The 23,413-nt window shown below is 58.9% G+C and carries 19 protein-coding genes; 17 read left to right on the top strand and 2 right to left on the bottom strand.

Annotation, left to right across the window (positions count from 1 at the left end; all coding sequences use genetic code 11):
* Window positions 1–11: 11 nt before the first annotated feature.
* Entirely contained in the window at window positions 12–2,714 is a 2,703-nt protein-coding gene (locus K0H48_RS29495) for a [protein-PII] uridylyltransferase (protein WP_138816459.1), read from the bottom strand.
* A 66-nt stretch (window positions 2,715–2,780) separates the two neighbouring features.
* Window positions 2,781–3,563 (bottom strand): type I methionyl aminopeptidase, encoded by a 783-nt coding sequence (gene map, locus K0H48_RS29490; RefSeq protein ID WP_138816458.1) that lies wholly within the window; start codon window positions 3,561–3,563, stop codon window positions 2,781–2,783.
* A gap of 388 nt (window positions 3,564–3,951) precedes the next feature.
* On the opposite strand from map, the gene rpsB reads away from it, so the two are divergent.
* The 17 genes from rpsB to K0H48_RS29405 all read left to right on the top strand — a co-directional run bounded on the left by rpsB (window position 3,952) and on the right by K0H48_RS29405 (window position 23,271).
* Window positions 3,952–4,689 (top strand): 30S ribosomal protein S2, encoded by a 738-nt coding sequence (gene rpsB, locus K0H48_RS29485; RefSeq protein ID WP_003219330.1) that lies wholly within the window; start codon window positions 3,952–3,954, stop codon window positions 4,687–4,689.
* Window positions 4,690–4,880: 191 nt separating this feature from the next.
* Entirely contained in the window at window positions 4,881–5,744 is an 864-nt protein-coding gene (gene tsf, locus K0H48_RS29480; RefSeq protein WP_053254736.1) for a translation elongation factor Ts, read from the top strand.
* Window positions 5,745–5,955: 211 nt separating this feature from the next.
* Window positions 5,956–6,699 carry a UMP kinase gene (gene pyrH, locus K0H48_RS29475; protein ID WP_003172271.1) on the top strand — a complete coding sequence of 248 codons (744 nt, stop codon included), beginning with the start codon at window positions 5,956–5,958 and terminating at the stop codon, window positions 6,697–6,699.
* Window positions 6,696–7,253 carry a ribosome recycling factor gene (gene frr, locus K0H48_RS29470; protein WP_065886088.1) on the top strand — a complete coding sequence of 186 codons (558 nt, stop codon included), beginning with the start codon at window positions 6,696–6,698 and terminating at the stop codon, window positions 7,251–7,253. The genes pyrH and frr overlap by 4 nt, the downstream gene beginning before the upstream one ends.
* Window positions 7,254–7,270: 17 nt before the next feature.
* Complete coding sequence (uppS, locus tag K0H48_RS29465) at window positions 7,271–8,026, top strand: polyprenyl diphosphate synthase (protein WP_017137143.1); 756 nt, start codon at window positions 7,271–7,273, stop codon at window positions 8,024–8,026.
* Window positions 8,027–8,836 (top strand): phosphatidate cytidylyltransferase, encoded by an 810-nt coding sequence (locus K0H48_RS29460; RefSeq protein ID WP_219337737.1) that lies wholly within the window; start codon window positions 8,027–8,029, stop codon window positions 8,834–8,836.
* The gene (gene ispC, locus K0H48_RS29455; RefSeq protein ID WP_219337736.1) at window positions 8,833–10,023 is read left to right on the top strand and encodes a 1-deoxy-D-xylulose-5-phosphate reductoisomerase; all 1,191 of its coding nucleotides are present in this window, start codon (window positions 8,833–8,835) and stop codon (window positions 10,021–10,023) included. Before K0H48_RS29460 ends, ispC begins: the two co-directional genes overlap by 4 nt.
* A gap of 53 nt (window positions 10,024–10,076) precedes the next feature.
* Window positions 10,077–11,429 (top strand): sigma E protease regulator RseP, encoded by a 1,353-nt coding sequence (rseP, locus tag K0H48_RS29450; RefSeq protein ID WP_219337735.1) that lies wholly within the window; start codon window positions 10,077–10,079, stop codon window positions 11,427–11,429.
* Between the two features lie 74 nt (window positions 11,430–11,503).
* Entirely contained in the window at window positions 11,504–13,891 is a 2,388-nt protein-coding gene (bamA, locus tag K0H48_RS29445; protein WP_138816454.1) for an outer membrane protein assembly factor BamA, read from the top strand.
* 45 nt (window positions 13,892–13,936) lie between these two features.
* Complete coding sequence (locus tag K0H48_RS29440; RefSeq protein WP_003189173.1) at window positions 13,937–14,440, top strand: OmpH family outer membrane protein; 504 nt, start codon at window positions 13,937–13,939, stop codon at window positions 14,438–14,440.
* A 3-nt stretch (window positions 14,441–14,443) separates the two neighbouring features.
* Window positions 14,444–15,499, top strand: a complete 1,056-nt coding sequence (lpxD, locus tag K0H48_RS29435) for a UDP-3-O-(3-hydroxymyristoyl)glucosamine N-acyltransferase (protein WP_138816453.1) — start codon at window positions 14,444–14,446, stop codon at window positions 15,497–15,499.
* A 111-nt stretch (window positions 15,500–15,610) separates the two neighbouring features.
* Window positions 15,611–16,051, top strand: a complete 441-nt coding sequence (gene fabZ / locus K0H48_RS29430) for a 3-hydroxyacyl-ACP dehydratase FabZ (protein ID WP_003172281.1) — start codon at window positions 15,611–15,613, stop codon at window positions 16,049–16,051.
* Window positions 16,048–16,824 (top strand): acyl-ACP--UDP-N-acetylglucosamine O-acyltransferase, encoded by a 777-nt coding sequence (lpxA, locus tag K0H48_RS29425; RefSeq protein ID WP_056857531.1) that lies wholly within the window; start codon window positions 16,048–16,050, stop codon window positions 16,822–16,824. The genes fabZ and lpxA overlap by 4 nt, the downstream gene beginning before the upstream one ends.
* A 2-nt stretch (window positions 16,825–16,826) precedes the next feature.
* Entirely contained in the window at window positions 16,827–17,966 is a 1,140-nt protein-coding gene (gene lpxB, locus K0H48_RS29420) for a lipid-A-disaccharide synthase (protein WP_219337734.1), read from the top strand.
* On the top strand, window positions 17,963–18,595 hold the full coding sequence (gene rnhB / locus K0H48_RS29415; RefSeq protein WP_017137151.1) for a ribonuclease HII: 633 nt from the start codon (window positions 17,963–17,965) through the stop codon (window positions 18,593–18,595). Before lpxB ends, rnhB begins: the two co-directional genes overlap by 4 nt.
* Before the next feature lie 77 nt (window positions 18,596–18,672).
* A complete protein-coding gene (dnaE, locus tag K0H48_RS29410) occupies window positions 18,673–22,194 on the top strand; it encodes a DNA polymerase III subunit alpha (protein ID WP_219337733.1) in 3,522 nt (1,173 codons plus the stop codon).
* A gap of 129 nt (window positions 22,195–22,323) precedes the next feature.
* Window positions 22,324–23,271, top strand: coding sequence for an acetyl-CoA carboxylase carboxyltransferase subunit alpha (locus tag K0H48_RS29405; RefSeq protein WP_065928982.1), 948 nt, complete (start codon window positions 22,324–22,326; stop codon window positions 23,269–23,271).
* Window positions 23,272–23,413: the final 142 nt, after the last annotated feature.

Below are 23,413 nucleotides of genomic sequence, written 5' to 3'. Positions count from 1 at the left end.
AATGTTAAAAATCAAATGGTCAGTCTGGTCAGCTCGACACCCGGTTCCTGGCTCACGCTTAATTGCTGCACGATAGCTTCCTGCAACCGCAGGCACAGCTGCGGGTCGGACAGCGGCTGGTTGTCGGCGTCGGTAATAAAGAACACGTCTTCTACGCGTTCCCCCAGGGTCGCAATCTTGGCGTTCTGCAACGACAGGTCGAACTCCAGGAAAATCCCGCCGATGCGCGCCAGCAAGCCTGGGCGGTCCGGTGCGCTGAGTTCCAGCACGGTCACCGGGCGCTGGGCGTCGTTGGAAATGGTCACTTGGGGCGCAAAGGCAAAGTGCTTGAGCTGGCGCGGTACCCGACGCTGGATGATGGTCGGGTAGTCGTCAGGGTTGCGCAGAGCCTCGGTAAGGCCTTCGCGGATCTTTTTCACGCGCGCCGGGTTGTCGCCGATTGAGTCACCGTCGGTGTCGAGCACAATGTAGGTGTCGAGGGTGAACTGGCTGCTGGAGGTGATAACCCGCGCGTCATGGATGTTCAGGTTGAGCTGGTCCATGGCGGCCACGGTCACGGCGAAGAAGTCATGCTGGTCCGGCGCGTAAATGAAGATCTGCGTGCCGCCCTCGAACTCGCGTTGGGTGGTTTCCTTGATCAGTACCAGCGGGCCGCCGTCGGCCGGCTGCTGCAGGATCGCGTCACTGTGCCAGGCCACGTCGCCGGCGGTGTGGCGCAGGAAGTAATCATCACCCAGTTGCGACCACAGTTGCTCGACGTCATCCGGGTCGTTGCCGCCGCGCACGAGAATATCCAGTGCCGCGCTTTGGGTGCGGCGGATCTGCTCTTCGCGGTCCACCGGGTTTTCCAGGCCACGGCGCAGCGCGCGCTTGGTCTCGGTGTAGAGCTGGCGCAACAGGCTGGCACGCCAGGAGTTCCACAGCGTCGGGTTGGTGGCGTTGATGTCGGAGACGGTCAGCACGTAGAGATAGTCGAGGCGGGTTTCATCGCCGACGATCCCGGCAAAATCGTGGATCACCTGCGGGTCGGACAAGTCTTTGCGCTGCGCGGTGGTCGACATCACCAGGTGGTTCTGCACCAGCCACACGATCAGGCGGCTGTCCCACAGCGGCAGCTGGTGGCGCTGGCAGAAGGCTTCGGCATCGACCGCGCCGACTTCGGAGTGGTCGCCATGCCGGCCTTTGCCGATGTCGTGGTACAGGCCGGCCAGGTAGATCAGTTCGGGCTTGGGCAGCTTGGCCATGAGCTTGCTGGCCAACGGGAATTTCTCTGACACCTGTGTGTACTGCAGCTTGCGCAGGTGTTTGATCAAATTGAGGGTGTGGGCGTCGACGGTATAGATGTGGAACAGGTCGTGTTGCATCTGCCCGACAATAAAGCCGAATTCCGGCAGGTAGCGGCCGAGGATGCCGTAACGGTTCATGCGCCGCAGATTGCGGTGAATGCCGATCTTGCACTTGAACAGTTCGATAAACAGGCTGGTATTGCGGATGTCGTTGCGAAAGTCATCGTCGATCAGGTGACGGTTTTCCCGCAGCAGGCGGATAGTGTCGGCGCGCACGCCCTTGATTTCCGGCTGCTGGGCCATCAGCACGAAAATTTCCAGCATGGCGAACGGCGTGCGCCGGAACACATTGTCGTTGCGCGCCTCGATATATCCGTCGTGCAACTGAAAACGCGAGTTGATCGGCTGCGGCGGGGCTTCGTCTTCCGGCGCCAGAATCACTTCTTCGAAGTGCTGGATGATCAGGTCGCTGAGCTGGGCAATGCTCATGACCACGCGGTAATACTGCTGCATGAAGCTTTCGATGCTGGTTTTTGCGTCCTCGCCTTCAAAGCCCAGCAGGGTGGCGATGGAGCGCTGATGGTCGAACAGCAGCCGATCTTCGGAACGCCCGGCGAGCATGTGCAGGGCGTAGCGCACCTTCCACAGAAACTCCTGGGACGAAGCCAGCAGGGCATTTTCGCTCTCGACCAGAAAGCCCTCGCCAGCCAAGGCGCGCAGGTTGAGGGTGCCGTATTGGCGCCGGGCGACCCACAGAATAGTTTGGATGTCGCGCAGCCCGCCCGGTGAGCCTTTGACGTTGGGCTCAAGGTTGTATTCAGTGTCGTTGTACTTGTGGTGCCGGGCTTTTTGCTCGGCACGCTTGGCCAGGAAGAACTCCTTGCTCGGCCACATATGTGCGGTGCTGGTGACCTCCAGCATGCGCTGGCGCAGGCGTTCGGGGCCGGCGATGGTGCGGCTTTCCATCAGGTTGGTGATCACAGTGAGGTCGGCGCGTGCCTCCTCGGCGCACTCGTCCACCGAGCGCACGCTCTGGCCAACTTCCAGGCCGATGTCCCACAACAGCGTCAGAAAACGCTCGATGGAATCGCGAAAGATCTCATGATCGGCGCTGTCCAGCAGGATCAGCAGGTCGATGTCGGAGTAGGGGTGCAACTCGCCGCGACCGTAGCCGCCGACCGCCACCAAGGCGATGTCGGCGTCTTCACTCCAGCTGAACTGCTCCCAGGCCTTTTGCAGAATGTTGTCGACGAACCAGGCGCGGTCCTCAATCAGCCGACGAATGTCCCGGCCGCTGCGAAAGCGCTCATCGAGCACGTCGCGGGCCTGGCGGATAGCCTTCTTGAAGGCGGCGATGGGGCTTGCCTTCAGCGCCAGTTCGGCCTGGAACTGGCCGCGGTCGAAGAGTTCGGGATCCACCTGGGGCATCGATCGGCTTTCCTATCTGTCTATGGAGTCAGTCACAACGGTGTCGCTGGAAAACCGAGGCAACCTTCAGGCCGAAACGCGAGGAATCGTGTCGTCTGCGCGCAGGGTGAAGATCTCGTAGCCGGTTTCGGTGACCAGCAGGGTGTGTTCCCACTGGGCCGAGAGCTTGCGGTCCTTGGTGATGGCGGTCCAGCCGTCGCCCAGCACCTTGGTGTCGGCCTTGCCCTGGTTGATCATCGGCTCGATGGTGAAGGTCATGCCCGCCTTGAGCTCCATGCCGGTGCCGGCGCGGCCGTAGTGCAGGATCTGCGGCTCTTCGTGGAACACCTTGCCGATACCGTGGCCGCAGAATTCACGGACTACCGAGAAACCGTTCTTTTCCGCGTGCTTCTGGATCACTTCACCGATGTCGCCCAGGCGGCAGCCGGGCTTGACGATCTCGATGGCCTTATACATGCATTCCTGGGTGACCTGGGACAGGCGCTCAGCCCAGACCGGCACGGTGCCGACGTGGAACATGCGGCTGGTGTCGCCGTGGTAGCCATCCTTGATCACCGTGACGTCGATGTTCAGGGTGTCGCCGTCCTTCAACGGTTTGTCGCCCGGGATCCCGTGGCAGACCACGTGGTTGATCGAGGTGCAGATCGACTTGGGGAAGCCCTTGTAGTTGAGCGGGGCAGGGATGGCTTTTTGCACGTCGACTATATAGTCGTGGCAAATGCGGTCCAGGGCTTCGGTGGTGACGCCGGGTTTGACGTGTTCGGCAATCATTTCCAGCACGTCGGCAGCCAGTTTGCCGGCAACGCGCATGCCTGCGATGTCTTCGGCGGTTTTCAAATTAACGGTCATACAGGCTCTCTCTAGCGCGACGCGCTGAAATCAATACGGTTTACGGGCGTGCGACAAAAGGTTACAGAATTCGCACAAGCCCCAAAAAACCTGATTCTAACAGACGCGGGCGGCAAATCATGAGCCTCTGATGATCGCTTCTGTCTATCAAGGTGGGGGCATATTGGCTCTATTCAAAGGGTTACGCAAAAGCGGAGCACGGCAAATGTGATTGCGGGTTTCGTTTTTGTCCTTCGTGTGGTATAAAATGCGCCGCTTTCCGGGGATGCCCCGCGAAGCTTAAATCCACACACGTGTCGACACGATGACCTGGGTGCCGGAGGCCTTGAAGCCGCTGGTTGGTCATTGGGATACGTGGAGGCCAAACCCGACTTATTAAGGAACTATCATGTCCCAAGTCAACATGCGCGATATGCTGAAGGCCGGTGTGCACTTCGGTCACCAGACCCGTTACTGGAACCCGAAAATGGGTAAATACATTTTCGGCGCGCGTAACAAGATCCACATTATCAACCTTGAAAAAACCCTGCCAATGTTCAACGAAGCTCTGACTTTCGTAGAGCGTCTGGCCCAGGGCAAAAACAAGATCCTGTTCGTCGGCACCAAGCGTTCCGCTGGCAAGATCGTTGCTGAAGAAGCAGCACGTTGCGGTTCGCCATACGTCGATCACCGCTGGTTGGGCGGCATGCTGACCAACTTCAAAACCATCCGTGCTTCCATCAAGCGTCTGCGTGACCTTGAAGTGCAAGCCGAAGACGGTACTTTCGCCAAGCTGACCAAGAAAGAGGCGCTGATGCGCACTCGCGACCTGGAAAAGCTCGATCGTTCCCTGGGTGGTATCAAGGACATGGGCGGTCTGCCTGACGCACTGTTCGTTATCGACGTTGATCACGAGCGCATCGCGATCACCGAAGCCAACAAGCTGGGCATCCCGGTTATCGGCGTAGTCGATACCAACAGCAGCCCGGAAGGCGTTGACTACATCATCCCAGGCAACGATGACGCAATCCGCGCTATCCAGCTGTACATGGGTTCGATGGCTGACGCTGTAATCCGTGGTCGCAACCACGTTGCTGGTGGTACCGAGCAGTTCGTTGAAGAAGCTCCGGTAGCTGCCGCTGAGTAATTAGCGCCCTGGCGTTGACTCAGTAAGCAAAAAGGGGGCTTGGCCCCCTTTTTGCCACCTCGAAAACCATTTGTCGGCAGCGCAGCTACAACTTCTGTAACGTGCAGCGGCCTACAAGGGTGATTCGGGAAGAATTGATCGCCCGTTTGATCGGGTGGAATGGTTGAAAACCTATCCAAGAGGATTTTGAAATGGCAGAGATTACTGCAGCGTTGGTTAAAGAACTGCGTGAGCGTACCGGCGAAGGCATGATGGATTGCAAAAAGGCCTTGACCAAGGCTGGCGGCGACATCGAAAAAGCCATCGACGACATGCGTGCTTCCGGCGCCATCAAGGCTGCCAAGAAAGCCGGCAACGTCGCTGCTGAAGGCGCTATCGCTCTGGTTGAAGACGGCAAGGCTGCCGTTCTGCTGGAAGTGAACTCCCAGACCGACTTCCTGGCTCTGCAAGACGACTTCAAGGCATTCGTTGCTGCCAGCGTCAAGAAAGCATTCGACGACAAGCTGACAACTGTTGAGCCGTTGATCGAAGCTCAAGAAGCTGATCGCCTGGTACTGGTCGGCAAGGTTGGCGAAAACGTCAACATCCGTCGCCTGGCTCGCATCGAAGGTGATGTGGTTGGTGGTTACCTGCACGGTAACAAAATCGGCGTTGTGGTTGCCCTGAAAGGCGGCGACGTTGAGCTGGCAAAAGACATCGCTATGCACGTAGCGGCCAGCAACCCTGAATTCCTGCTGCCATCGGAAGTCTCCGCTGACGCAATCGAACGCGAAAAAGCCGTGTTCCTGAGCCTCAACGCTGACAAGATCGCCGGCAAGCCGGAAAACATCGTTGAAAACATGATCAAAGGCCGTATCAGCAAGTTCCTGGCTGAAGCGAGCCTGGTTGAGCAGGCGTTCGTCAAGAACCCTGAAATCAAGGTTGGCGAACTGGCTAAGAAAGCCGGTGCTGAAATCGTTTCCTTCACCTACTACAAGGTAGGCGAGGGCATCGAGAAGCCGGTCGACAACTTCGCTGAAGAAGTTGCTGCCCAGCTGGCTGCCGCCAAGCAATAAGACAGTTTTCAACTGTCGCCGAAAGAGGCTGCCCGCTCACGCGCGCAGCCTCTTTTCAAATGGGAAGGCCAATTTTTATTTGGTTTCCTTTCGGAACTGGCTTACAAAGCCGTGTTCCGATGGCGCTGTGATAGCGTCCAGCTAGAGTGAACGCAAGCCGTAAACGGCTCGCCAAGAATTTTTAAAAAATACGCCGCAGGAGAGATTCGCAATGGCTCAGCAGGGCAGTGGTTATCAGGCTCGCTATAAACGCATTCTACTCAAGCTCAGCGGCGAGGCCCTGATGGGCTCGGAAGAGTTCGGGATCGATCCCAAAGTACTCGACCGCATGGCGCTCGAAGTTGGCCAACTGGTCGGCATCGGCGTACAAGTCGGCCTGGTGATTGGCGGCGGTAACCTGTTCCGTGGCGCGGCATTGAGTGCTGCCGGTATGGACCGGGTCACTGGCGACCACATGGGCATGCTGGCCACTGTGATGAACGCCCTGGCCATGCGCGACGCCCTGGAGCGCGCCAATATCTCGGCCATCGTGATGTCGGCTATTTCCATGGTAGGCGTGACCGATCACTATGATCGCCGCAAAGCCATGCGCCACCTGAACGCCAAAGAAGTGGTGATTTTTGCTGCCGGTACCGGCAACCCGTTCTTCACCACGGACTCGGCTGCCTGCCTGCGTGCCATCGAAATCGATGCCGACGTGGTGCTCAAGGCCACCAAGGTGGATGGCGTCTACACTGCTGACCCATTCAAAGACCCGCATGCCGAGAAGTTCGATCATCTGACCTACGATGAAGTGCTGGATCGCAAGCTGGGTGTGATGGACCTGACGGCTATTTGCCTGTGCCGCGACCATAAGATGCCGCTGCGCGTATTTAACATGAACAAGCCCGGCGCCCTGCTGAACATCGTACACGGCGGCGCGGAAGGGACTCTGATCGAGGAAGGCCAACAATGATCAACGAAATCAAGAAAGACGCTCAAGAGCGTATGCACAAATCCCTGGAGTCTCTGAACCACGCGTTTGGTCAGATTCGTACCGGTAAGGCTCACCCAAGCATCTTGGGTAGCGTGATGGTGCCGTACTACGGCACAGATACCTCCATCACCCAGGTGGCCAACATCACCGTAAAAGACTCGCGCACCCTGCAGGTTGTGGCCTTTGAGCGCAACATGCTCGGCGCTGTCGACAAAGCCATTCAGAGCGCTGGCTTGAACCTCAACCCGACCAACCTGGGTGAGTTGCTGCTGATCTCCATGCCGGCCTTGACCGAAGAAACCCGCAAGGGCTTCACCAAGCAGGCGCGCAGCGCAGCTGAAGATGCGCGGGTTGCAGTACGTAATATCCGCCGTGATGCGCTGGGCGACCTGAAGAAACTGGTCAAGGACAAAGAAATCAGCGAAGACGAAGAACGTCGCGCCGTCGCCGATATCGACAAGCTGACCAAAGATGCCGAGGCCCAGATCACGAAGGCCACGGAAGAGAAAGAAAAGGACCTGATGGCCGTATAAGGGATCAGGACGCCTTCATGGAAAAGACCAAGCAGACTGTGCCCTCTGTGGTGCCGCGCCATGTCGCGATCATCATGGATGGGAATAATCGCTGGGCGAAGAAACGCTTTATGCCGGGTGTTGCCGGGCATAAAGCGGGTGTCGATGCAGTGCGCGCCGTGATTGAGGTGTGTGCCGAGGCCAAGGTCGAAGTGTTGACCTTGTTTGCCTTCTCCAGTGAGAACTGGCAACGGCCGGCCGAAGAAGTCAGCGCCTTGATGGACCTGTTCTTCAAGGCTTTGCGTCGTGAGGCCAAGCGCCTCAACGACAACAACATCAGCCTGCGTATCATCGGTGACCGCTCGCGGTTTCATCCGGAATTGCAGGCAGCCATGCGCGAAGCTGAAGCCATCACCGCCGGCAGCAACCGTTTTGTACTGCAGATCGCGGCCAACTATGGCGGCCAGTGGGATATCGCCCAGGCCGCGCAGCGTCTTGCCCGCGAAGTACAGGCCGGGCACCTGCGGCCCGACGACATCACGCCCGAATTGTTGCAAACCTGCCTGGTGACCGGCGACCTGCCGTTGCCGGACCTGTGCATCCGCACCGGTGGCGAGCACCGCATCAGCAATTTCCTGCTGTGGCAGCTGGCCTACACCGAGCTGTACTTCTCCGACCTGTTCTGGCCGGACTTCAAACACGATGCCATGCGTAATGCACTGGCCGATTTCGCTTCCCGTCAGCGCCGCTTCGGTAAAACGAGCGAGCAGATCGAAGCTGGAGCCCGGGTTTAAATGCTTAAACAACGAATCATCACCGCACTGATCCTGTTGCCGATTGCCTTGTGTGGGTTTTTCCTTCTCAACGGTTCCGGCTTCGCGCTGTTTATCGGCGTGGTCGTGACCCTGGGGGCCTGGGAATGGGCGCGCCTGTCGGGCTTTAATGCGCAATTGCCACGTGTGGTCTACGCCGCTGTCGTGGCGCTGTTGCTGTTTCTGATGCATACCCTGTCGAGCATTGTGGTGCCTTGGGTGTTGGGCGCTGCAGTGCTGTGGTGGGCGCTCGCGACTTTCCTGGTGCTGACCTTTCCGCGCACCAGCGGCCATTGGTCCAGTGTTGCCAGCAAGTTGGTCATTGGCTTGCTGATTTTGCTGCCGGCCTGGCAAGGCCTGGTGGAAATCAAGAATGCGCCGAACGGCAACCTGCTGATCATGGCGGTGATGGTGTTGGTGTGGGGCGCCGATATTGGTGCCTACTTCTCTGGCCGCGCCTTCGGCAAGCGCAAGCTGGCTCCGGCTGTCAGCCCCGGCAAGAGCTGGGAAGGCGTCTACGGCGGTTTGGCGTTGACCTTGCTGATCACGCTGGTAGTGGGTGTTGTGCGCGACTGGTCGGTAAAGGAAATACTCCTGGCCCTGCTGGGCACGGCAGTCGTGGTGTTCATCTCGGTGGTGGGCGACCTGACTGAAAGCATGTTCAAGCGCCAGGCCGGGATCAAGGACAGCAGCAACCTGCTGCCGGGTCATGGCGGTGTGCTGGACCGTATCGACAGCCTTACCGCTGCCATCCCGATCTTTGCCGTGTTGCTGTGGATGACGGCTTCGTGAGCCGCTTGCAACAGGTTACCGTGCTGGGTGCCACCGGCTCGGTGGGGCTGAGCACCCTGGATGTGATCGCTCGCCACCCTGATCGTTATCAGGTGTTTGCCTTGACCGGCTTCACCCGTTTGAGCGAGCTGCTGGCCCTGTGCGTGCGTCACACGCCGCGCTTTGCCGTGGTGCCTGAAGTGCCGGCAGCGCGTGGCTTGCAGCAGCAGTTGCAGGCTGCCGGGCTGGCTACGCAGGTGCTGGTGGGTGAGGAAGGACTGTGCCAGGTGTCGGCCGATGCCGAGGTAGACACCGTGGTGGCGGCCATTGTCGGCGCGGCAGGTTTGCGCCCGACGCTGGCAGCGGTGGATGCTGGCAAGAAGATCCTGCTGGCCAATAAAGAAGCGTTGGTCATGTCTGGCACGCTTTTTATGCAGGCGGTCCGCAAGAGCGGCGCAGTGTTGCTGCCCCTCGACAGTGAACACAATGCAATCTTCCAGTGCATGCCCGGTGATTTTGCCCGCGGCTTGAGCCAAGTGGGTGTACGGCGGATTCTTCTTACGGCATCCGGTGGCCCATTCCGGCAAACTCCTTTGGCTGACCTTGAGCATGTGTCGCCTGACCAGGCGTGTGCGCACCCGAACTGGTCCATGGGGCGTAAAATTTCCGTGGACTCGGCGAGCATGATGAACAAAGGCCTGGAGTTGATTGAGGCGTGCTGGCTGTTCGATGCGCGGCCTGATCAGGTCGAGGTGGTGATCCACCCGCAAAGTGTGATTCATTCCTTGGTCGACTACGTGGATGGCTCGGTGTTGGCGCAGTTGGGTAACCCGGACATGCGCACGCCGATCGCCAATGCCCTGGCCTGGCCGGAGCGAATTGACTCGGGTGTCGCGCCGTTGGACTTGTTCGCCGTCGCACGCCTGGACTTCGAAGCGCCGGACGAGCAACGCTTCCCGTGCCTGCGTTTGGCGCGGCAAGCGGCAGAAGCGGGCAACAGCGCACCGGCGATGCTCAATGCGGCTAATGAGGTGGCTGTGGCGGCGTTTCTTGATGGGCGTATTCGCTTCCCGCAGATCCCGAGTATCATCGAGGAAGTTTTGAGCCTTGAGCCCGTTGTGGCAGTGGATGATTTAAGTGCAGTGTTCGAGGCCGATGCAAAGGCCCGCACGCTGGCCAAGCAATGGTTGAACCGCAACGCGCGTTAGTCTGTGGGCAGGTTTGAGCCTTCAGGCACTGGATTGGAATGCGGAGAAATTAGATGAGTGCGCTCTACATGATTGTCGGCACCCTGGTTGCTCTGGGTGTGCTGGTTACCTTCCACGAATTCGGCCACTTTTGGGTGGCGCGTCGTTGCGGCGTCAAGGTACTGCGCTTTTCCGTCGGTTTCGGCATGCCGTTGCTGCGTTGGCACGATCGTCGTGGCACCGAATTCGTGATTGCGGCCATTCCACTGGGCGGCTACGTGAAGATGCTCGACGAGCGTGAAGGCGAAGTGCCGGCCGATCAGTTGGACCAGTCCTTCAATCGCAAGACCGTTCGTCAGCGTATCGCGATTGTGGCTGCCGGTCCGATCGCCAACTTCCTCTTGGCGATCGTGTTCTTCTGGGTCTTGGCCATGATGGGCAGCCAGCAGGTGCGCCCGGTCATCGGCGCGGTCGAAGCGGACAGCATGGCGGCCAAGGCCGGCCTGGTCGCCGGGCAGGAAATTGTTTCCATTGATGGCGAGCCGACCACAGGGTGGGGCGCGGTCAATTTACAGCTGGTACGCCGCATGGGTGAAAGCGGCACCATTAATGTGGTGGTGCGCGAACAGGATTCCACCGCCGAGACGCCTCGCACTCTGGCCCTGGATCACTGGCTCAAGGGCGCAGATGAGCCTGACCCGATCAAGTCGCTGGGGATTCGGCCTTGGCGCCCGGCCTTGCCGCCGGTGCTGGCCGAGCTGGACCCGAAAGGCCCGGCGCAAGCCGCAGGTCTGAAAACCGGCGACCGCCTGTTGGCCCTTGATGGCCAGGCGCTGGGCGACTGGCAGCAAGTGGTCGACCTGGTGCGTGTACGTCCTGATACCAAAATTGTGCTGAAAGTTGAGCGCGATGGTGCTCAAATCGACGTCCCTGTGACCTTGGCGGTGCGTGGGGAAGCCAAGGCCGCCGGGGGTTACCTGGGTGCCGGGGTGAAAGGTGTCGACTGGCCACCTTCGATGGTGCGTGAGGTCAGCTTCGGGCCGTTGGCGGCAATTGGCGAGGGTGCAAAACGCACTTGGACCATGAGTGTGCTCACCCTCGAATCGCTCAAGAAAATGTTGTTCGGCGAGCTCTCGGTAAAAAACTTGAGTGGACCGATAACCATTGCTAAAGTGGCGGGCGCTTCTGCCCAGTCGGGTGTCGCGGATTTCCTGAATTTCCTGGCTTATCTGAGTATTAGCCTTGGAGTTCTGAATTTGTTGCCCATTCCAGTATTGGATGGGGGGCATCTGTTGTTTTATCTGGTCGAGTGGGTGCGTGGTCGCCCCTTGTCGGATCGGGTGCAGGGTTGGGGGATACAGATCGGTATCAGTTTGGTGGTCGGAGTGATGTTGTTAGCTCTGGTCAACGATCTGGGACGACTGTAACGCTTCGCTGAATTGCGAATCTGCCGCATTTTGCGGCAGTTTGTTTATTGCCAGTTGGAATAAGAAAGGACTTCATGAAACGTCTGCTGCTAACTGCGGTTCTCACCGTATTGATGATCGCCGAAGTTCACGCCGAGTCCTTCACTATCTCCGATATTCGTGTCAACGGCCTCCAGCGGGTTTCCGCCGGTAGCGTCTTTGGTGCCTTGCCGTTGAACGTCGGGGAACAGGCGGATGATCGTCGCCTGGTGGAATCCACTCGTGCGCTGTTCAAAACCGGGTTCTTTCAAGATATCCAACTGGGTCGCGAAGGTAACGTCCTGGTCATCACCGTCGTTGAGCGACCTTCCGTCGCCAGTATCGAGATCGAGGGTAACAAGGCGATCTCCACTGAAGACTTGATGAAGGGTCTCAAGCAATCCGGCCTGGCCGAAGGCGAGATCTTCCAGCGCGCCACCCTTGAGGGTGTGCGTAACGAACTGCAACGTCAGTACGTTGCCCAGGGTCGCTACTCCGCGTCCGTGGAAACCGAAGTGATCCCGCAGCCTCGTAACCGTGTTGGCCTCAAGGTCAAGATCAACGAAGGCACCGTGGCGGCCATCCAGCACATCAACGTGGTGGGTAACACCAAGTTTGCTGATGATGACCTGATCGACCTGTTCGAACTCAAGACCACCAACTGGCTGTCGTTCTTCAAGAACGATGACAAGTACGCCCGTGAAAAACTCTCCGGTGACCTGGAACGTCTGCGTTCCTACTACCTGGACCGTGGCTATATCAACATGGATATCGCTTCGACCCAGGTGTCCATCACCCCGGACAAGAAACACGTCTACATCACCGTCAACGTCAACGAAGGTGAGAAATACACCGTGCGTGACGTCAAGCTCAGCGGCGACCTGAAAGTCCCTGAGGACCAGGTGAAGTCGCTGTTGCTGGTGCAGAAAGACCAGGTGTTCTCGCGCAAGCTGATGACCACCACGTCCGAACTGATCACCCGTCGCCTGGGTAACGAAGGCTATACCTTTGCCAACGTCAACGGCGTGCCGACCCCGCACGACGAAGACCACACCGTGGACATCACCTTCGTTGTCGACCCGGGCAAGCGTGCCTACGTAAACCGCATCAACTTCCGTGGCAACACCAAGTCTGCGGACGAAGTGCTGCGCCGTGAGATGCGTCAGATGGAAGGTGGCTGGGCGTCGACTTACTTGATCGACCAGTCCAAGACCCGTCTTGAGCGCCTGGGCTTCTTTAAGGAAGTCAACGTTGAAACCCCAGCCGTACCGGGTGTGGACGACCAGGTTGACGTGAACTACGCCGTAGAAGAACAAGCGTCGGGCTCGATCACTGCCAGCGTCGGTTTTGCACAGAGTGCCGGCCTGATCCTCGGTGGTTCGATCACCCAGAACAACTTCCTCGGTACTGGTAACAAGGTTTCCATCGGCCTGACCCGAAGCGAATACCAGAGCCGCTATAACTTCGGTTATGTCGACCCCTACTGGACTGCTGACGGTGTGAGCCTGGGCTACAACGCTTTCTACCGCACCACCGACTACAAAGACCTCGACGTTGACGTTGCAAGCTATGCGATCGACAGCCTCGGCGCCGGTGTCAACATCGGTTACCCGATCAGCGAGACCTCGCGTCTGACCTTCGGCTTCACCGCGCAACAGGACAAGATCAAGACCGGTGTGTACACCACCGACGAAATCTTCAACTTCGTGCGCAAAGAGGGCGACCAGTTCCTGAACTTCAAGGCCTCGGCCGGTTGGTCGGAATCGACCCTGAACAAAGGTGTGCTGGCAACCCGTGGCCACTCCCAGAGCCTGACCCTGGAAGCTACTACGCCAGGCAGCGACCTGTCGTTCTTCAAGCTCGACTACCGTGGCCAGTTGTTCCAGCCGCTGAGCGATAACTACACCATGCGCCTGCACACTGAGCTGGGTTATGGCGACGGTTATGGTTCGACCAACGGTCTGCCGTTCTACGAGAACTACTATGCAGGTGGTTTCAACTCGGTTCGCGGCTTCAAGGACAGCACCTTGGGTCCACGTGGTACACCAAGCCGTGGTCAAGCGGTAACCGGTAACCAGGGCACCAGCGTTGACTCGAACAATGACGCACTGCCGTTCGGTGGTAACATTTTGATCCAAGGTGGTGCGGAGATTCTGTTCCCGCTGCCATTCGTCAAGGATCAGCGTTCGCTGCGTACTTCGGTCTTCTGGGACGTGGGTAACGTGTTCGACTCCAAGTGCGAACAGATCACCAACCCGAGTGGCGTGAAGTCCCAGACTGAGTGCAACGACGTCAGCCTGAGCAACCTCGCCAGCTCCGTAGGTGTTGGCGTGACGTGGGTGACCGCGCTTGGCCCATTGAGCTTTGCTCTGGCCATGCCGATCAAGAAACCGGATAACGCTGAAACCCAGATTTTCCAATTCTCCCTCGGCCAGACGTTCTAAGCGTCTGACCCAAGATAACGACAACGGATTCTGTAGGAGTACATCGTGCGTAAGTTGACTCAATTGGTTCTGCTGGCCACCGTGCTGGTAACCACCCCGGCCTTCGCCGAAATGAAAATCGCCGTCCTGAACTATCAGATGGCCCTGCTGGAATCCGACGCGGCCAAGCGTTACGCCGTGGATGCCGAGAAGAAGTTCGGTCCGCAACTGACCAAGCTCAAGACCCTGGAAAGCAGTGCCAAGGGTATCCAGGATCGTCTGGTAGCCGGTGGCGACAAAATGCAGCAAGGCGAACGTGAGCGCCTGGAGCTTGAATTCAAGCAAAAGGCCCGCGACTACCAGTTCCAGTCCAAGGAGCTGAACGAAGCCAAAGCCGTTGCTGACCGTGAAATGCTCAAGCAGCTCAAGCCTAAGCTCGACAGCGCTGTGGAAGAAGTCATCAAGAAAGGTGCCTTTGACCTGGTGTTCGAGCGCGGTGCCGTGATTGACGTCAAGCCTCAATACGACATCACCCGTCAGGTGATCGAGCGCATGAACCAGCTGAAGTAAGCCATGACCGCGACTATCAAGCTCGGCGAGTTGGCCGAGTTCCTTGGAGCCACCTTGCGTGGCTCCAAGGAGAAAGAAATCACTGGGCTAGCCACCTTGCAGGAGGCTGGCCCAGCTCAGTTGAGCTTCCTCGCAAATCCCCAATACCGTAAATACCTGGTCGACAGCCAAGCCGCAGCCGTGTTGCTGAAGGCCGCTGACGCCGAAGGGTTTACCGGGGATGCGCTGGTGGTTGCCGACCCTTACCTGGCATATGCCCGGGCTTCGCACCTGTTCGATCCTAAACCCAAGGCGGCGGCTGGTATTCACCCGTCAGCCGTGATCGCCGATGATGCCCAGGTTGACCCTGCGGCCAGCATTGGCGCGTTTGCCGTGATCGAGAGTGGTGCGCGCATTGCTGCCGGTGTCACCGTGGGGGCGCATTGCTTTATCGGTGCGCGCTGCGAAATCGGCGCCGATGGTTGGCTGGCGCCTCGGGTTACCCTTTACCACGACGTGCGTATTGGTAAGCGAGTGGTCATTCAGTCGGGCGCCGTGATCGGTGGCGAAGGGTTTGGTTTTGCCAACGCCAAGGGTATCTGGCACAAAATTGCCCAGGTTGGCGGCGTATTGATCGGCGATGACGTGGAAATCGGTGTCAACACCGCTGTGGATCGCGGAGCCTTGGCCGATACCGTGCTCGGTAACGGCGTGAAGCTCGACAACCAGATCCAGATCGCTCACAACGTGCAGATTGGCGATCACACCGCCATGGCTGCGTGCGTGGGCATCTCCGGCAGTACCAAGATCGGCAAGCATTGCATGCTCGCCGGTGGCGTAGGGCTGGTGGGGCATATCGAAGTTTGCGACAACGTCTTCATCACCGGCATGACCATGGTGACCCACTCGATTACCGAGCCGGGTTCCTACTCTTCCGGTACGGCCATGCAGCCGGCGGCTGAATGGCGCAAAAGTGCGGCACGTTTGCGCAAGATCGACGACATGGCCCGACGCCTCAAGCAGGTCGAAAAGCGTGTCGAGGACGTGACCCCTGGCGGTAATGCTTCATCAGAAGGCTGATACCATTTCCATATCAAGTGTGCACAGCCGCTAGACTGCCTCCTTGATTTGCTAGCGGGGCGTGCGTTTTGTACGCCCGCCCCCAATCTTTATTACAGGCTTCCCCCCGAAATGATGGACATCAACGAGATTCGCGAATACCTGCCTCACCGTTACCCGTTCCTGCTGGTGGACCGTGTAGTGGACCTCAATGTCGAGGAAAAGCGCATTCGTGCCTACAAGAATGTCAGCATCAACGAACCGTTCTTTAATGGTCACTTCCCCGCGCATCCCATCATGCCGGGTGTGCTGATCATCGAAGCGATGGCCCAGGCTGCCGGTATCCTTGGTTTCAAAATGCTCGACCTCAAGCCTGCCGATGGCACGCTTTACTATTTCGTGGGCTCCGACAAACTGCGCTTTCGCAACCCGGTCACCCCAGGTGACCAGTTGATCCTGGAAGCCAAGTTCATCAGCTGCAAGCGCCAGATCTGGAAGTTCGAATGCCAGGCCTCGGTGGATGGCAAGCCGGTGTGCTCCGCTGAGATCATCTGCGCGGAACGCAAACTATGAGTTTGATTGACCCTCGCGCAATCATCGATCCGTCGGCCGTTCTGGCCGCCGACGTTGAGGTCGGCCCTTGGTCGATCGTCGGCGCAGGTGTTGAAATCGGCGAGGGGACTGTCATCGGGCCACACGTGATCCTCAAAGGTCCGACCCGCATTGGCAAACACAATCGCATCTACCAGTTTTCCTCGGTAGGCGAAGACACCCCGGACATGAAGTACAAGGGTGAAGAAACACGCCTGGTAATCGGTGATCACAACATTATCCGTGAAGGTGTGACCATTCACCGTGGCACTGTGCAGGATCGTGCCGAAACCACGCTGGGTGATCACAATCTGATCATGGCCTATGCGCATATCGGCCATGACAGTGTGATCGGCAACCATTGCATACTGGTCAACAACACCGCGCTGGCCGGCCATGTGCACGTTGATGACTGGGCGATCCTGTCCGGCTTCACCCTGGTCCACCAGTATTGCCATATCGGCGCCCACAGCTTTTCCGGCATGGGCACCGCGATCGGCAAGGATGTTCCGGCATTTGTCACGGTGTTCGGCAACCCTGCCGAAGCCCGTAGCATGAACTTCGAAGGCATGCGCCGCCGCGGTTTCAGCGAAGACGCGATTCACGCCCTGCGCCGCGCCTACAAGACGGTTTACCGTCAGGGGTTGACGGTTGAGCAGGCCCTGACTGAACTGACCGAGCCGGCAGCGTTGTTCCCGGAAGTCGCGGTATTCCGCGACTCTATCCAGGCATCGACGCGCGGCATCACCCGCTGATCATGGCTAATCTGCGTATTGCGCTGGTGGCCGGTGAGGCTTCCGGCGATATTCTGGGCGCTGGCCTGATGCGCGCGCTCAAGGCGCAGCATCCTGCGGTGGAGTTTATCGGCGTGGGCGGCCCGCTTATGCAGGCCGAAGGCCTGACGTCCTACTTTCCCATGGAGCGCCTGTCGGTCATGGGGCTGGTGGAAGTGCTGGGCCGACTGCGTGAGCTGCTGGCGCGCCGCAAGCTGCTGATTCAAACCCTGATCGAAGAAAAGCCCGATGTCTTTATTGGTATCGATGCGCCGGACTTCACCCTCAATATCGAACTCAAGTTGCGTCAGGCCGGAATCAAGACCGTGCATTACGTCAGCCCGTCCGTATGGGCGTGGCGGCAGAAGCGCGTGCTGAAGATCCGCGAAGGCTGCGACTTGATGCTGACTTTGTTGCCGTTCGAAGCCCGGTTCTACGAAGAGAAGGGCGTGCCGGTGCGGTTTGTCGGGCATACCTTGGCCGACACCATTCCACTGCAAGCCGACCGCGCCGCCGCGCGTGCCGAGTTGGGCTTGCCCGACGGCCCGCTGGTGGCATTGATGCCGGGCAGTCGTGGCGGCGAAGTCGGGCGTTTGGCCAGTGTGTTTTTCGAGGCTGCCGAGCGTCTTCTAGCCTTGAAGCCAGGCGTGCGTTTCGTATTGCCTTGCGCCAGCCCGCAACGGCGTGTGCAAATCGAGACCTTGCTCGAAGGCCGCACTCTGCCGTTGACCTTGCTCGACGGCCAGTCGCACCTGGCCCTGGCTGCCTGTGATGCGGTGCTGATCGCCTCGGGCACCGCGACCCTGGAGGCGCTGCTGTACAAACGCCCAATGGTCGTGGCTTATCGCCTGGCGCCGCTGACCTTCTGGATTCTCAAGCGCATGGTCAAGAGCCCTTACATCTCTTTGCCTAACCTGCTGGCCCAGCGCCTGCTGGTGCCTGAGTTATTGCAGGACGATGCAACGCCTGACGCCCTGGCGCAAACCTTACTACCCTTGATCGATGGCGGCGAAGAGCAGACCCGTGGTTTTGACGACATCCACCGCACCCTGCGCCGTGATGCATCGAACCAGGCAGCCGATGCCGTATTAACCCTGATCGGGCAAAAACAGGACGCTTTATGACCACGCAAATGGGCCTGGATTTCAGTCTGGTCGCACACGCCGATGCACTGGTCGCCGGTGTTGATGAAGTAGGGCGCGGCCCGTTGTGTGGCGCGGTGGTGACGGCGGCGGTGATCCTCGACCCAAACCGCCCGATCCTCGGCCTCAATGACTCGAAAAAACTCACCGAAGCGCGCCGTGAAAAGCTCTACGACGAGATCTGCGAAAAAGCCCTGAGCTGGCACATCGCACGGGCCGAAGTCGAAGAAATCGATGAGCTGAACATTCTTCACGCCACGATGCTGGCCATGCAGCGCGCCGTCGAAGGGCTGCACATCACGCCGAAAATGGCGATGATCGATGGCAACCGCTGCCCCAAACTGGCGATGCCGTCAGAAGCGGTGGTCAAGGGTGACAGCAAGGTCCCGGCGATTGCCGCCGCCTCGATCCTGGCCAAAGTCAGCCGTGACCGTGAAATGGCGGCGTTCGAATTGATCTATCCGGGTTATGGCATTGGTGGTCATAAAGGCTACCCGACGCCCGTCCATCTGGAAGCCTTGGCTCGCCTGGGCCCAACCCCGATCCACCGTCGCTCGTTCGCCCCGGTCCGCCAGGCTTACGAGGCACGCGAGAGCCTCAGCGAGGTTTAGTCGCGAGGCTGATGTTTTGCTCAAGGCCCGGTACAATCCCGGGCCTTGTTGTTTCTAAGTTTTTAGACAGGATCACTATGCCGGCTTCATTCGTTCACCTGCGCCTGCACACTGAATACTCCCTGGTCGACGGCCTGGTACGGATCAAACCGCTGGTCAAAACCCTGGTGGGCATGAACATGCCTGCGGTGGCGGTTACCGATCAGAACAACATGTGTTCCCTGGTCAAGTTCTACAAGAACGCCATGGGCGCCGGCATCAAGCCAATCTGCGGCGCCGACCTGTGGCTGTCGAACAAAGACCCGGATAACCCCCTGAGCCGCATCAGCCTGCTGGCGATGAATGGCGTGGGTTATCGCAACCTTACCGAATTGATCTCCCGCGGGTTTATCGACGGCCAGCGCAACGGCTCGATCATCATCGAGCGTGAGTGGGTGGCTGAGGCGAGCGAGGGCGTGATCATGCTCTCGGCCGCCAAAGAAGGTGAGATCGGTATCGCGCTGCTGGGCGGCAACCCGCAGGAAGCCGAAGTGTTGGCCCGCGAGTGGATGGACGTGTTTCCCGACCGCTTCTACCTGGAAGTCCAGCGCACCAACCGTCCCAACGATGAAGAGCACCTGCACGCCGCCGTGGCCCTGGCCGACAAGCTGGGCGCGCCGCTGGTTGCGACCAACGATGTGCGCTTTATCAAGAAAGAAGATTTCGAGGCCCACGAAACCCGCGTGTGCATCGGCGAAGGCAGGGCCCTGGATGACCCGCGCCGCTCCAAGAACTACAGCGAAGAGCAGTACCTCAAAAGCGCCGATGAAATGGCCGAGTTGTTCAGCGACTTGCCTGAGGCACTGGAAAACTCGGTCGAAATCGCCAAGCGCTGCAATATCGAAGTGAAGCTGGGCAAGCACTTCCTGCCCAACTTCCCGATTCCCGATGGCATGACCATCGATGAGTACTTCCGCAAGGTGTCGTTCGACGGCCTGGAAGAGCGTTTGAGTGTTCTGCTGCCCAAGGACACCACCGAAGACTATGAGGCCAAGCGCCAGGTCTACGTCGACCGGCTGAATTTCGAGCTGGATATCATTATCCAGATGGGGTTCCCCGGTTACTTCCTGATCGTAATGGACTTTATCCAGTGGGCTAAGAGCAACGGCGTGCCGGTAGGCCCGGGCCGTGGTTCGGGTGCCGGTTCGCTGGTGGCCTATGTGCAGAAGATCACCGACCTTGACCCGCTGGAATACGACCTGCTGTTCGAACGGTTCCTGAACCCGGAACGGGTTTCCATGCCCGACTTCGACGTCGATTTCTGCATGGACGGTCGTGACCGCGTGATCGAATACGTGGCCGAGAAATACGGCCGCAACGCCGTGAGCCAGATCATCACCTTCGGTTCCATGGCGGCCAAGGCCGTAATCCGCGACGTGGCGCGGGTGCAGGGCAAGTCCTACGGCCTGGCGGATCGCTTGTCGAAGATGATCCCGTTTGAAGTCGGCATGACCCTTGAGAAGGCTTATGAGCAGGAAGAAATCCTGCGCGACTTCATCAAGGTCGATGAAGAAGCCGCCGAAATCTGGGACATGGCGCGCAAACTCGAAGGGGTGGTGCGTAACGTCGGTAAACACGCCGGTGGTGTGGTGATTGCGCCGACCAAGCTCACTGACTTTTCGCCGATTTATTGCGACGAAGAAGGCGATGGCCTGGTAACCCAGTTCGACAAGGATGACGTGGAGGCGGCCGGCCTGGTGAAGTTCGACTTCCTGGGCCTGCGAACCCTGACGATCATCGACTGGGCGCTCAAGACCATCAACCGCGAGCGCGCCAAGGTCGACGAAGAGCCGCTGGATATCGCGTTTATCCCGCTGGACGACAAACCGACTTACCAATTGCTGCAAAAAGCCGAAACCACGGCGGTGTTCCAGCTTGAGTCGCGCGGCATGAAAGAGCTGATCAAAAAGCTCAAGCCCGACTGCCTGGAAGACTTGATCGCACTGGTGGCGCTGTTCCGTCCAGGCCCGCTGCAATCGGGCATGGTGGATGACTTTATCAACCGTAAGCACGGGCGCGCCGAACTGGCGTACCCGCACTCCGATTACCAGTATGAAGGCCTCAAGCCGGTACTGGCGCCTACCTACGGCATCATCCTGTATCAAGAGCAGGTGATGCAGATTGCCCAGGTGATGGCCGGTTACACCCTGGGTGGCGCGGACATGCTGCGTCGGGCCATGGGTAAGAAAAAGCCCGAAGAAATGGCCAAGCAGCGCGGCGGTTTCATCGAGGGTTGCGCCACCAACAATATCGACGCCGACCTGGCCGGTAACATTTTCGATCTGGTAGAGAAATTCGCCGGTTACGGCTTCAACAAATCCCACTCCGCCGCCTACGGCCTGGTGTCGTACCAGACCGCCTGGCTGAAAGCCCACTACCCGGCGCCGTTCATGGCTGCGGTACTCTCGGCGGATATGCACAACACCGACAAGGTCGTGACCTTGATCGAGGAAGTGCGCACCATGAAGTTGCGCCTCGACGCGCCGGACGTGAACGCCTCGGAATTCAAGTTCACGGTGAATGACGAAGGCCGCATCATCTATGGCCTGGGCGCCATCAAGGGCGTGGGCGAGGGCCCGGTCGAAGCCATCACCGAAGCGCGTCAGCATGGGCCGTTCGAGGATCTGTTCGACTTCTGCGCACGGGTTGACCTCAAGCGCATCAACAAGCGCACCCTCGATGGTTTGATCCGCAGTGGCGCGCTTGATCGTCTCGGCCCGTATTTCCATGATGAGCCCAAGGCTTACCAGGCGAATATCGACCGCAACCGTGCGGTACTGCTCACCGCCATGGAAGAAGCGATCAAGGCCGCCGAACAGACCGCCCGCACCCACGACAGTGGCCACGCCGACCTGTTTGGCGGGTTGTTTGTCGAGGAAGATGCCGACGTTTATGCCAACCATCGCAAGGCCAAGGAGCTGACCCTCAAGGAGCGTCTCAAAGGTGAGAAAGACACCTTGGGCCTGTACCTGACCGGTCACCCGATTGACGAGTACGAAGGCGAAATACGCCGTTTCGCCCGTCAGCGCATCATCGACCTGAAACCGGCGCGCGACACCCAGACCGTCGCCGGCATGATCATCGCCCTGCGGGTGATGAAAAATAAGAAGGGCGACAAGATGGGCTTTATCACCCTCGACGACCGTTCGGGTCGCATCGAGGCGTCGCTGTTTGCCGATGCGTTCCACTCCGCGCAGTCGCTGCTGCAGACCGATGCCATGGTGGTGGTGGAAGGCGAGGTCAGCAACGATGACTTCTCCGGCGGCCTGCGCCTGCGGATCAAGCGGGTGATGAGCATGGAAGATGCGCGCACCAACCTGGCCGAAAGCCTGCGCTTGAAGGTCAAGACCGAAGCCCTTAAAGGCGATCAGCTACGCTGGTTGGGTGATTTGCTTAAACGCCACCGTGGCGCATGCCCGGTGACCATGGAGTACACCGGCAATGACGCCAAGGCGATGTTGCAGTTTGGTGAGACGTGGCGAATTGATCCCGCTGATGGCTTGATTCAAGCTTTGCGTGACCAGTTCGGGCGAGACAACGTCTTCCTCCAATACCGCTGACGGTCAGATAACTCTGATCTCGGCTGAACATTTAATCTCGACCTAAACGCGCCTCTCCCTTAAGGTAGGGCGCGAATAGACAACCGGCTGGCCAGGCACTCCCTGGCCGTCGACCCAAGACGGACGCTTATGAACCCGAATTTTCTTGATTTCGAACAGCCGATCGCTGACCTGCAAGCCAAGATTGAAGAACTGCGCCTGGTCGGCAATGACAATTCGCTGAATATCGGCGATGAGATCGCTCGCCTGCAAGACAAGAGCAGCTCGCTCACCGAAGACATCTTCGGCAAGCTGACCAGCTGGCAGATCGCGCGCCTGGCCCGCCACCCGCGCCGTCCGTACACCCTGGACTACATTCAGCACATCTTCACCGAGTTCGACGAGTTGCATGGCGATCGCCACTTCTCTGACGACGCAGCCATCGTGGGCGGTATTGCTCGCCTGGACGACCAGCCAGTGATGGTGATCGGTCACCAGAAAGGCCGTGAAGTGCGTGAAAAGGTGCGCCGTAACTTCGGCATGCCGCGCCCGGAAGGCTACCGCAAAGCGTGCCGCCTGATGGAAATGGCCGAGCGCTTCAAAATGCCGATCCTGACCTTCATCGACACCCCGGGTGCCTACCCAGGTATCGATGCCGAAGAGCGCAACCAGAGCGAAGCGATCGCCTGGAACCTGCGCGTCATGTCCCGCCTGAAAACCCCGATCATCGCCACCGTGATCGGTGAAGGTGGTTCCGGCGGTGCGCTGGCCATCGGCGTCTGCGACCAACTGAACATGCTGCAATATTCGACCTACGCGGTGATTTCGCCGGAAGGTTGCGCCTCGATCCTGTGGAAAACCGCCGAAAAAGCGCCGGACGCTGCCGAAGCCATGGGCATCACCGCCGATCGCCTCAAAGGCCTGGGCATCGTGGATAAGGTTATCGCCGAGCCATTGGGCGGCGCCCACCGCGACCCGGCTGCCGCGGCTGCGACTATCCGCGCGGAGCTGGGTTCGCAACTGGCGATGCTCAAGAAGCTGGACAACGAAGCGCTGCTCAAGCGCCGTTATGAGCGCCTGATGAGCTACGGCCTTTGATCAAGCACTGATCTGACAGGCAAGGCCTTTTAGTGTGGGAGCGGGCTTGTGTGGGAGCTGGCTTGCCTGCGATAGCATCAACTCGGTGTAACAGATAAACCGAGTTGTCTGCATCGCGGGCAAGCCCGGCTCCCACACAAGC

The sequence above is a fragment of the Pseudomonas sp. Xaverov 259 genome (assembly GCF_019352915.1).
GTDB lineage: Bacteria > Pseudomonadota > Gammaproteobacteria > Pseudomonadales > Pseudomonadaceae > Aquipseudomonas.
The sequence above is the reverse complement of the archived record's forward strand: the minus strand, read 5'-3'. Positions and strand labels throughout refer to the sequence as shown.

What these genes read in the sequence shown, in the direction of transcription:
- K0H48_RS29495 (WP_138816459.1), bottom strand. Translation starts at nt 2,714, where the DNA reads ATGCCCCAGGTGGATCCCGAACTCTTCGACCGCGGCCAGTTCCAGGCC.
- map (WP_138816458.1), bottom strand. Translation starts at nt 3,563, where the DNA reads ATGACCGTTAATTTGAAAACCGCCGAAGACATCGCAGGCATGCGCGTT.
- rpsB (WP_003219330.1), top strand. Translation starts at nt 3,952, where the DNA reads ATGTCCCAAGTCAACATGCGCGATATGCTGAAGGCCGGTGTGCACTTC.
- tsf (WP_053254736.1), top strand. Translation starts at nt 4,881, where the DNA reads ATGGCAGAGATTACTGCAGCGTTGGTTAAAGAACTGCGTGAGCGTACC.
- pyrH (WP_003172271.1), top strand. Translation starts at nt 5,956, where the DNA reads ATGGCTCAGCAGGGCAGTGGTTATCAGGCTCGCTATAAACGCATTCTA.
- frr (WP_065886088.1), top strand. Translation starts at nt 6,696, where the DNA reads ATGATCAACGAAATCAAGAAAGACGCTCAAGAGCGTATGCACAAATCC.
- uppS (WP_017137143.1), top strand. Translation starts at nt 7,271, where the DNA reads ATGGAAAAGACCAAGCAGACTGTGCCCTCTGTGGTGCCGCGCCATGTC.
- K0H48_RS29460 (WP_219337737.1), top strand. Translation starts at nt 8,027, where the DNA reads ATGCTTAAACAACGAATCATCACCGCACTGATCCTGTTGCCGATTGCC.
- rseP (WP_219337735.1), top strand. Translation starts at nt 10,077, where the DNA reads ATGAGTGCGCTCTACATGATTGTCGGCACCCTGGTTGCTCTGGGTGTG.
- bamA (WP_138816454.1), top strand. Translation starts at nt 11,504, where the DNA reads ATGAAACGTCTGCTGCTAACTGCGGTTCTCACCGTATTGATGATCGCC.
- lpxD (WP_138816453.1), top strand. Translation starts at nt 14,444, where the DNA reads ATGACCGCGACTATCAAGCTCGGCGAGTTGGCCGAGTTCCTTGGAGCC.
- fabZ (WP_003172281.1), top strand. Translation starts at nt 15,611, where the DNA reads ATGATGGACATCAACGAGATTCGCGAATACCTGCCTCACCGTTACCCG.
- lpxA (WP_056857531.1), top strand. Translation starts at nt 16,048, where the DNA reads ATGAGTTTGATTGACCCTCGCGCAATCATCGATCCGTCGGCCGTTCTG.
- lpxB (WP_219337734.1), top strand. Translation starts at nt 16,827, where the DNA reads ATGGCTAATCTGCGTATTGCGCTGGTGGCCGGTGAGGCTTCCGGCGAT.
- rnhB (WP_017137151.1), top strand. Translation starts at nt 17,963, where the DNA reads ATGACCACGCAAATGGGCCTGGATTTCAGTCTGGTCGCACACGCCGAT.
- dnaE (WP_219337733.1), top strand. Translation starts at nt 18,673, where the DNA reads ATGCCGGCTTCATTCGTTCACCTGCGCCTGCACACTGAATACTCCCTG.
- K0H48_RS29405 (WP_065928982.1), top strand. Translation starts at nt 22,324, where the DNA reads ATGAACCCGAATTTTCTTGATTTCGAACAGCCGATCGCTGACCTGCAA.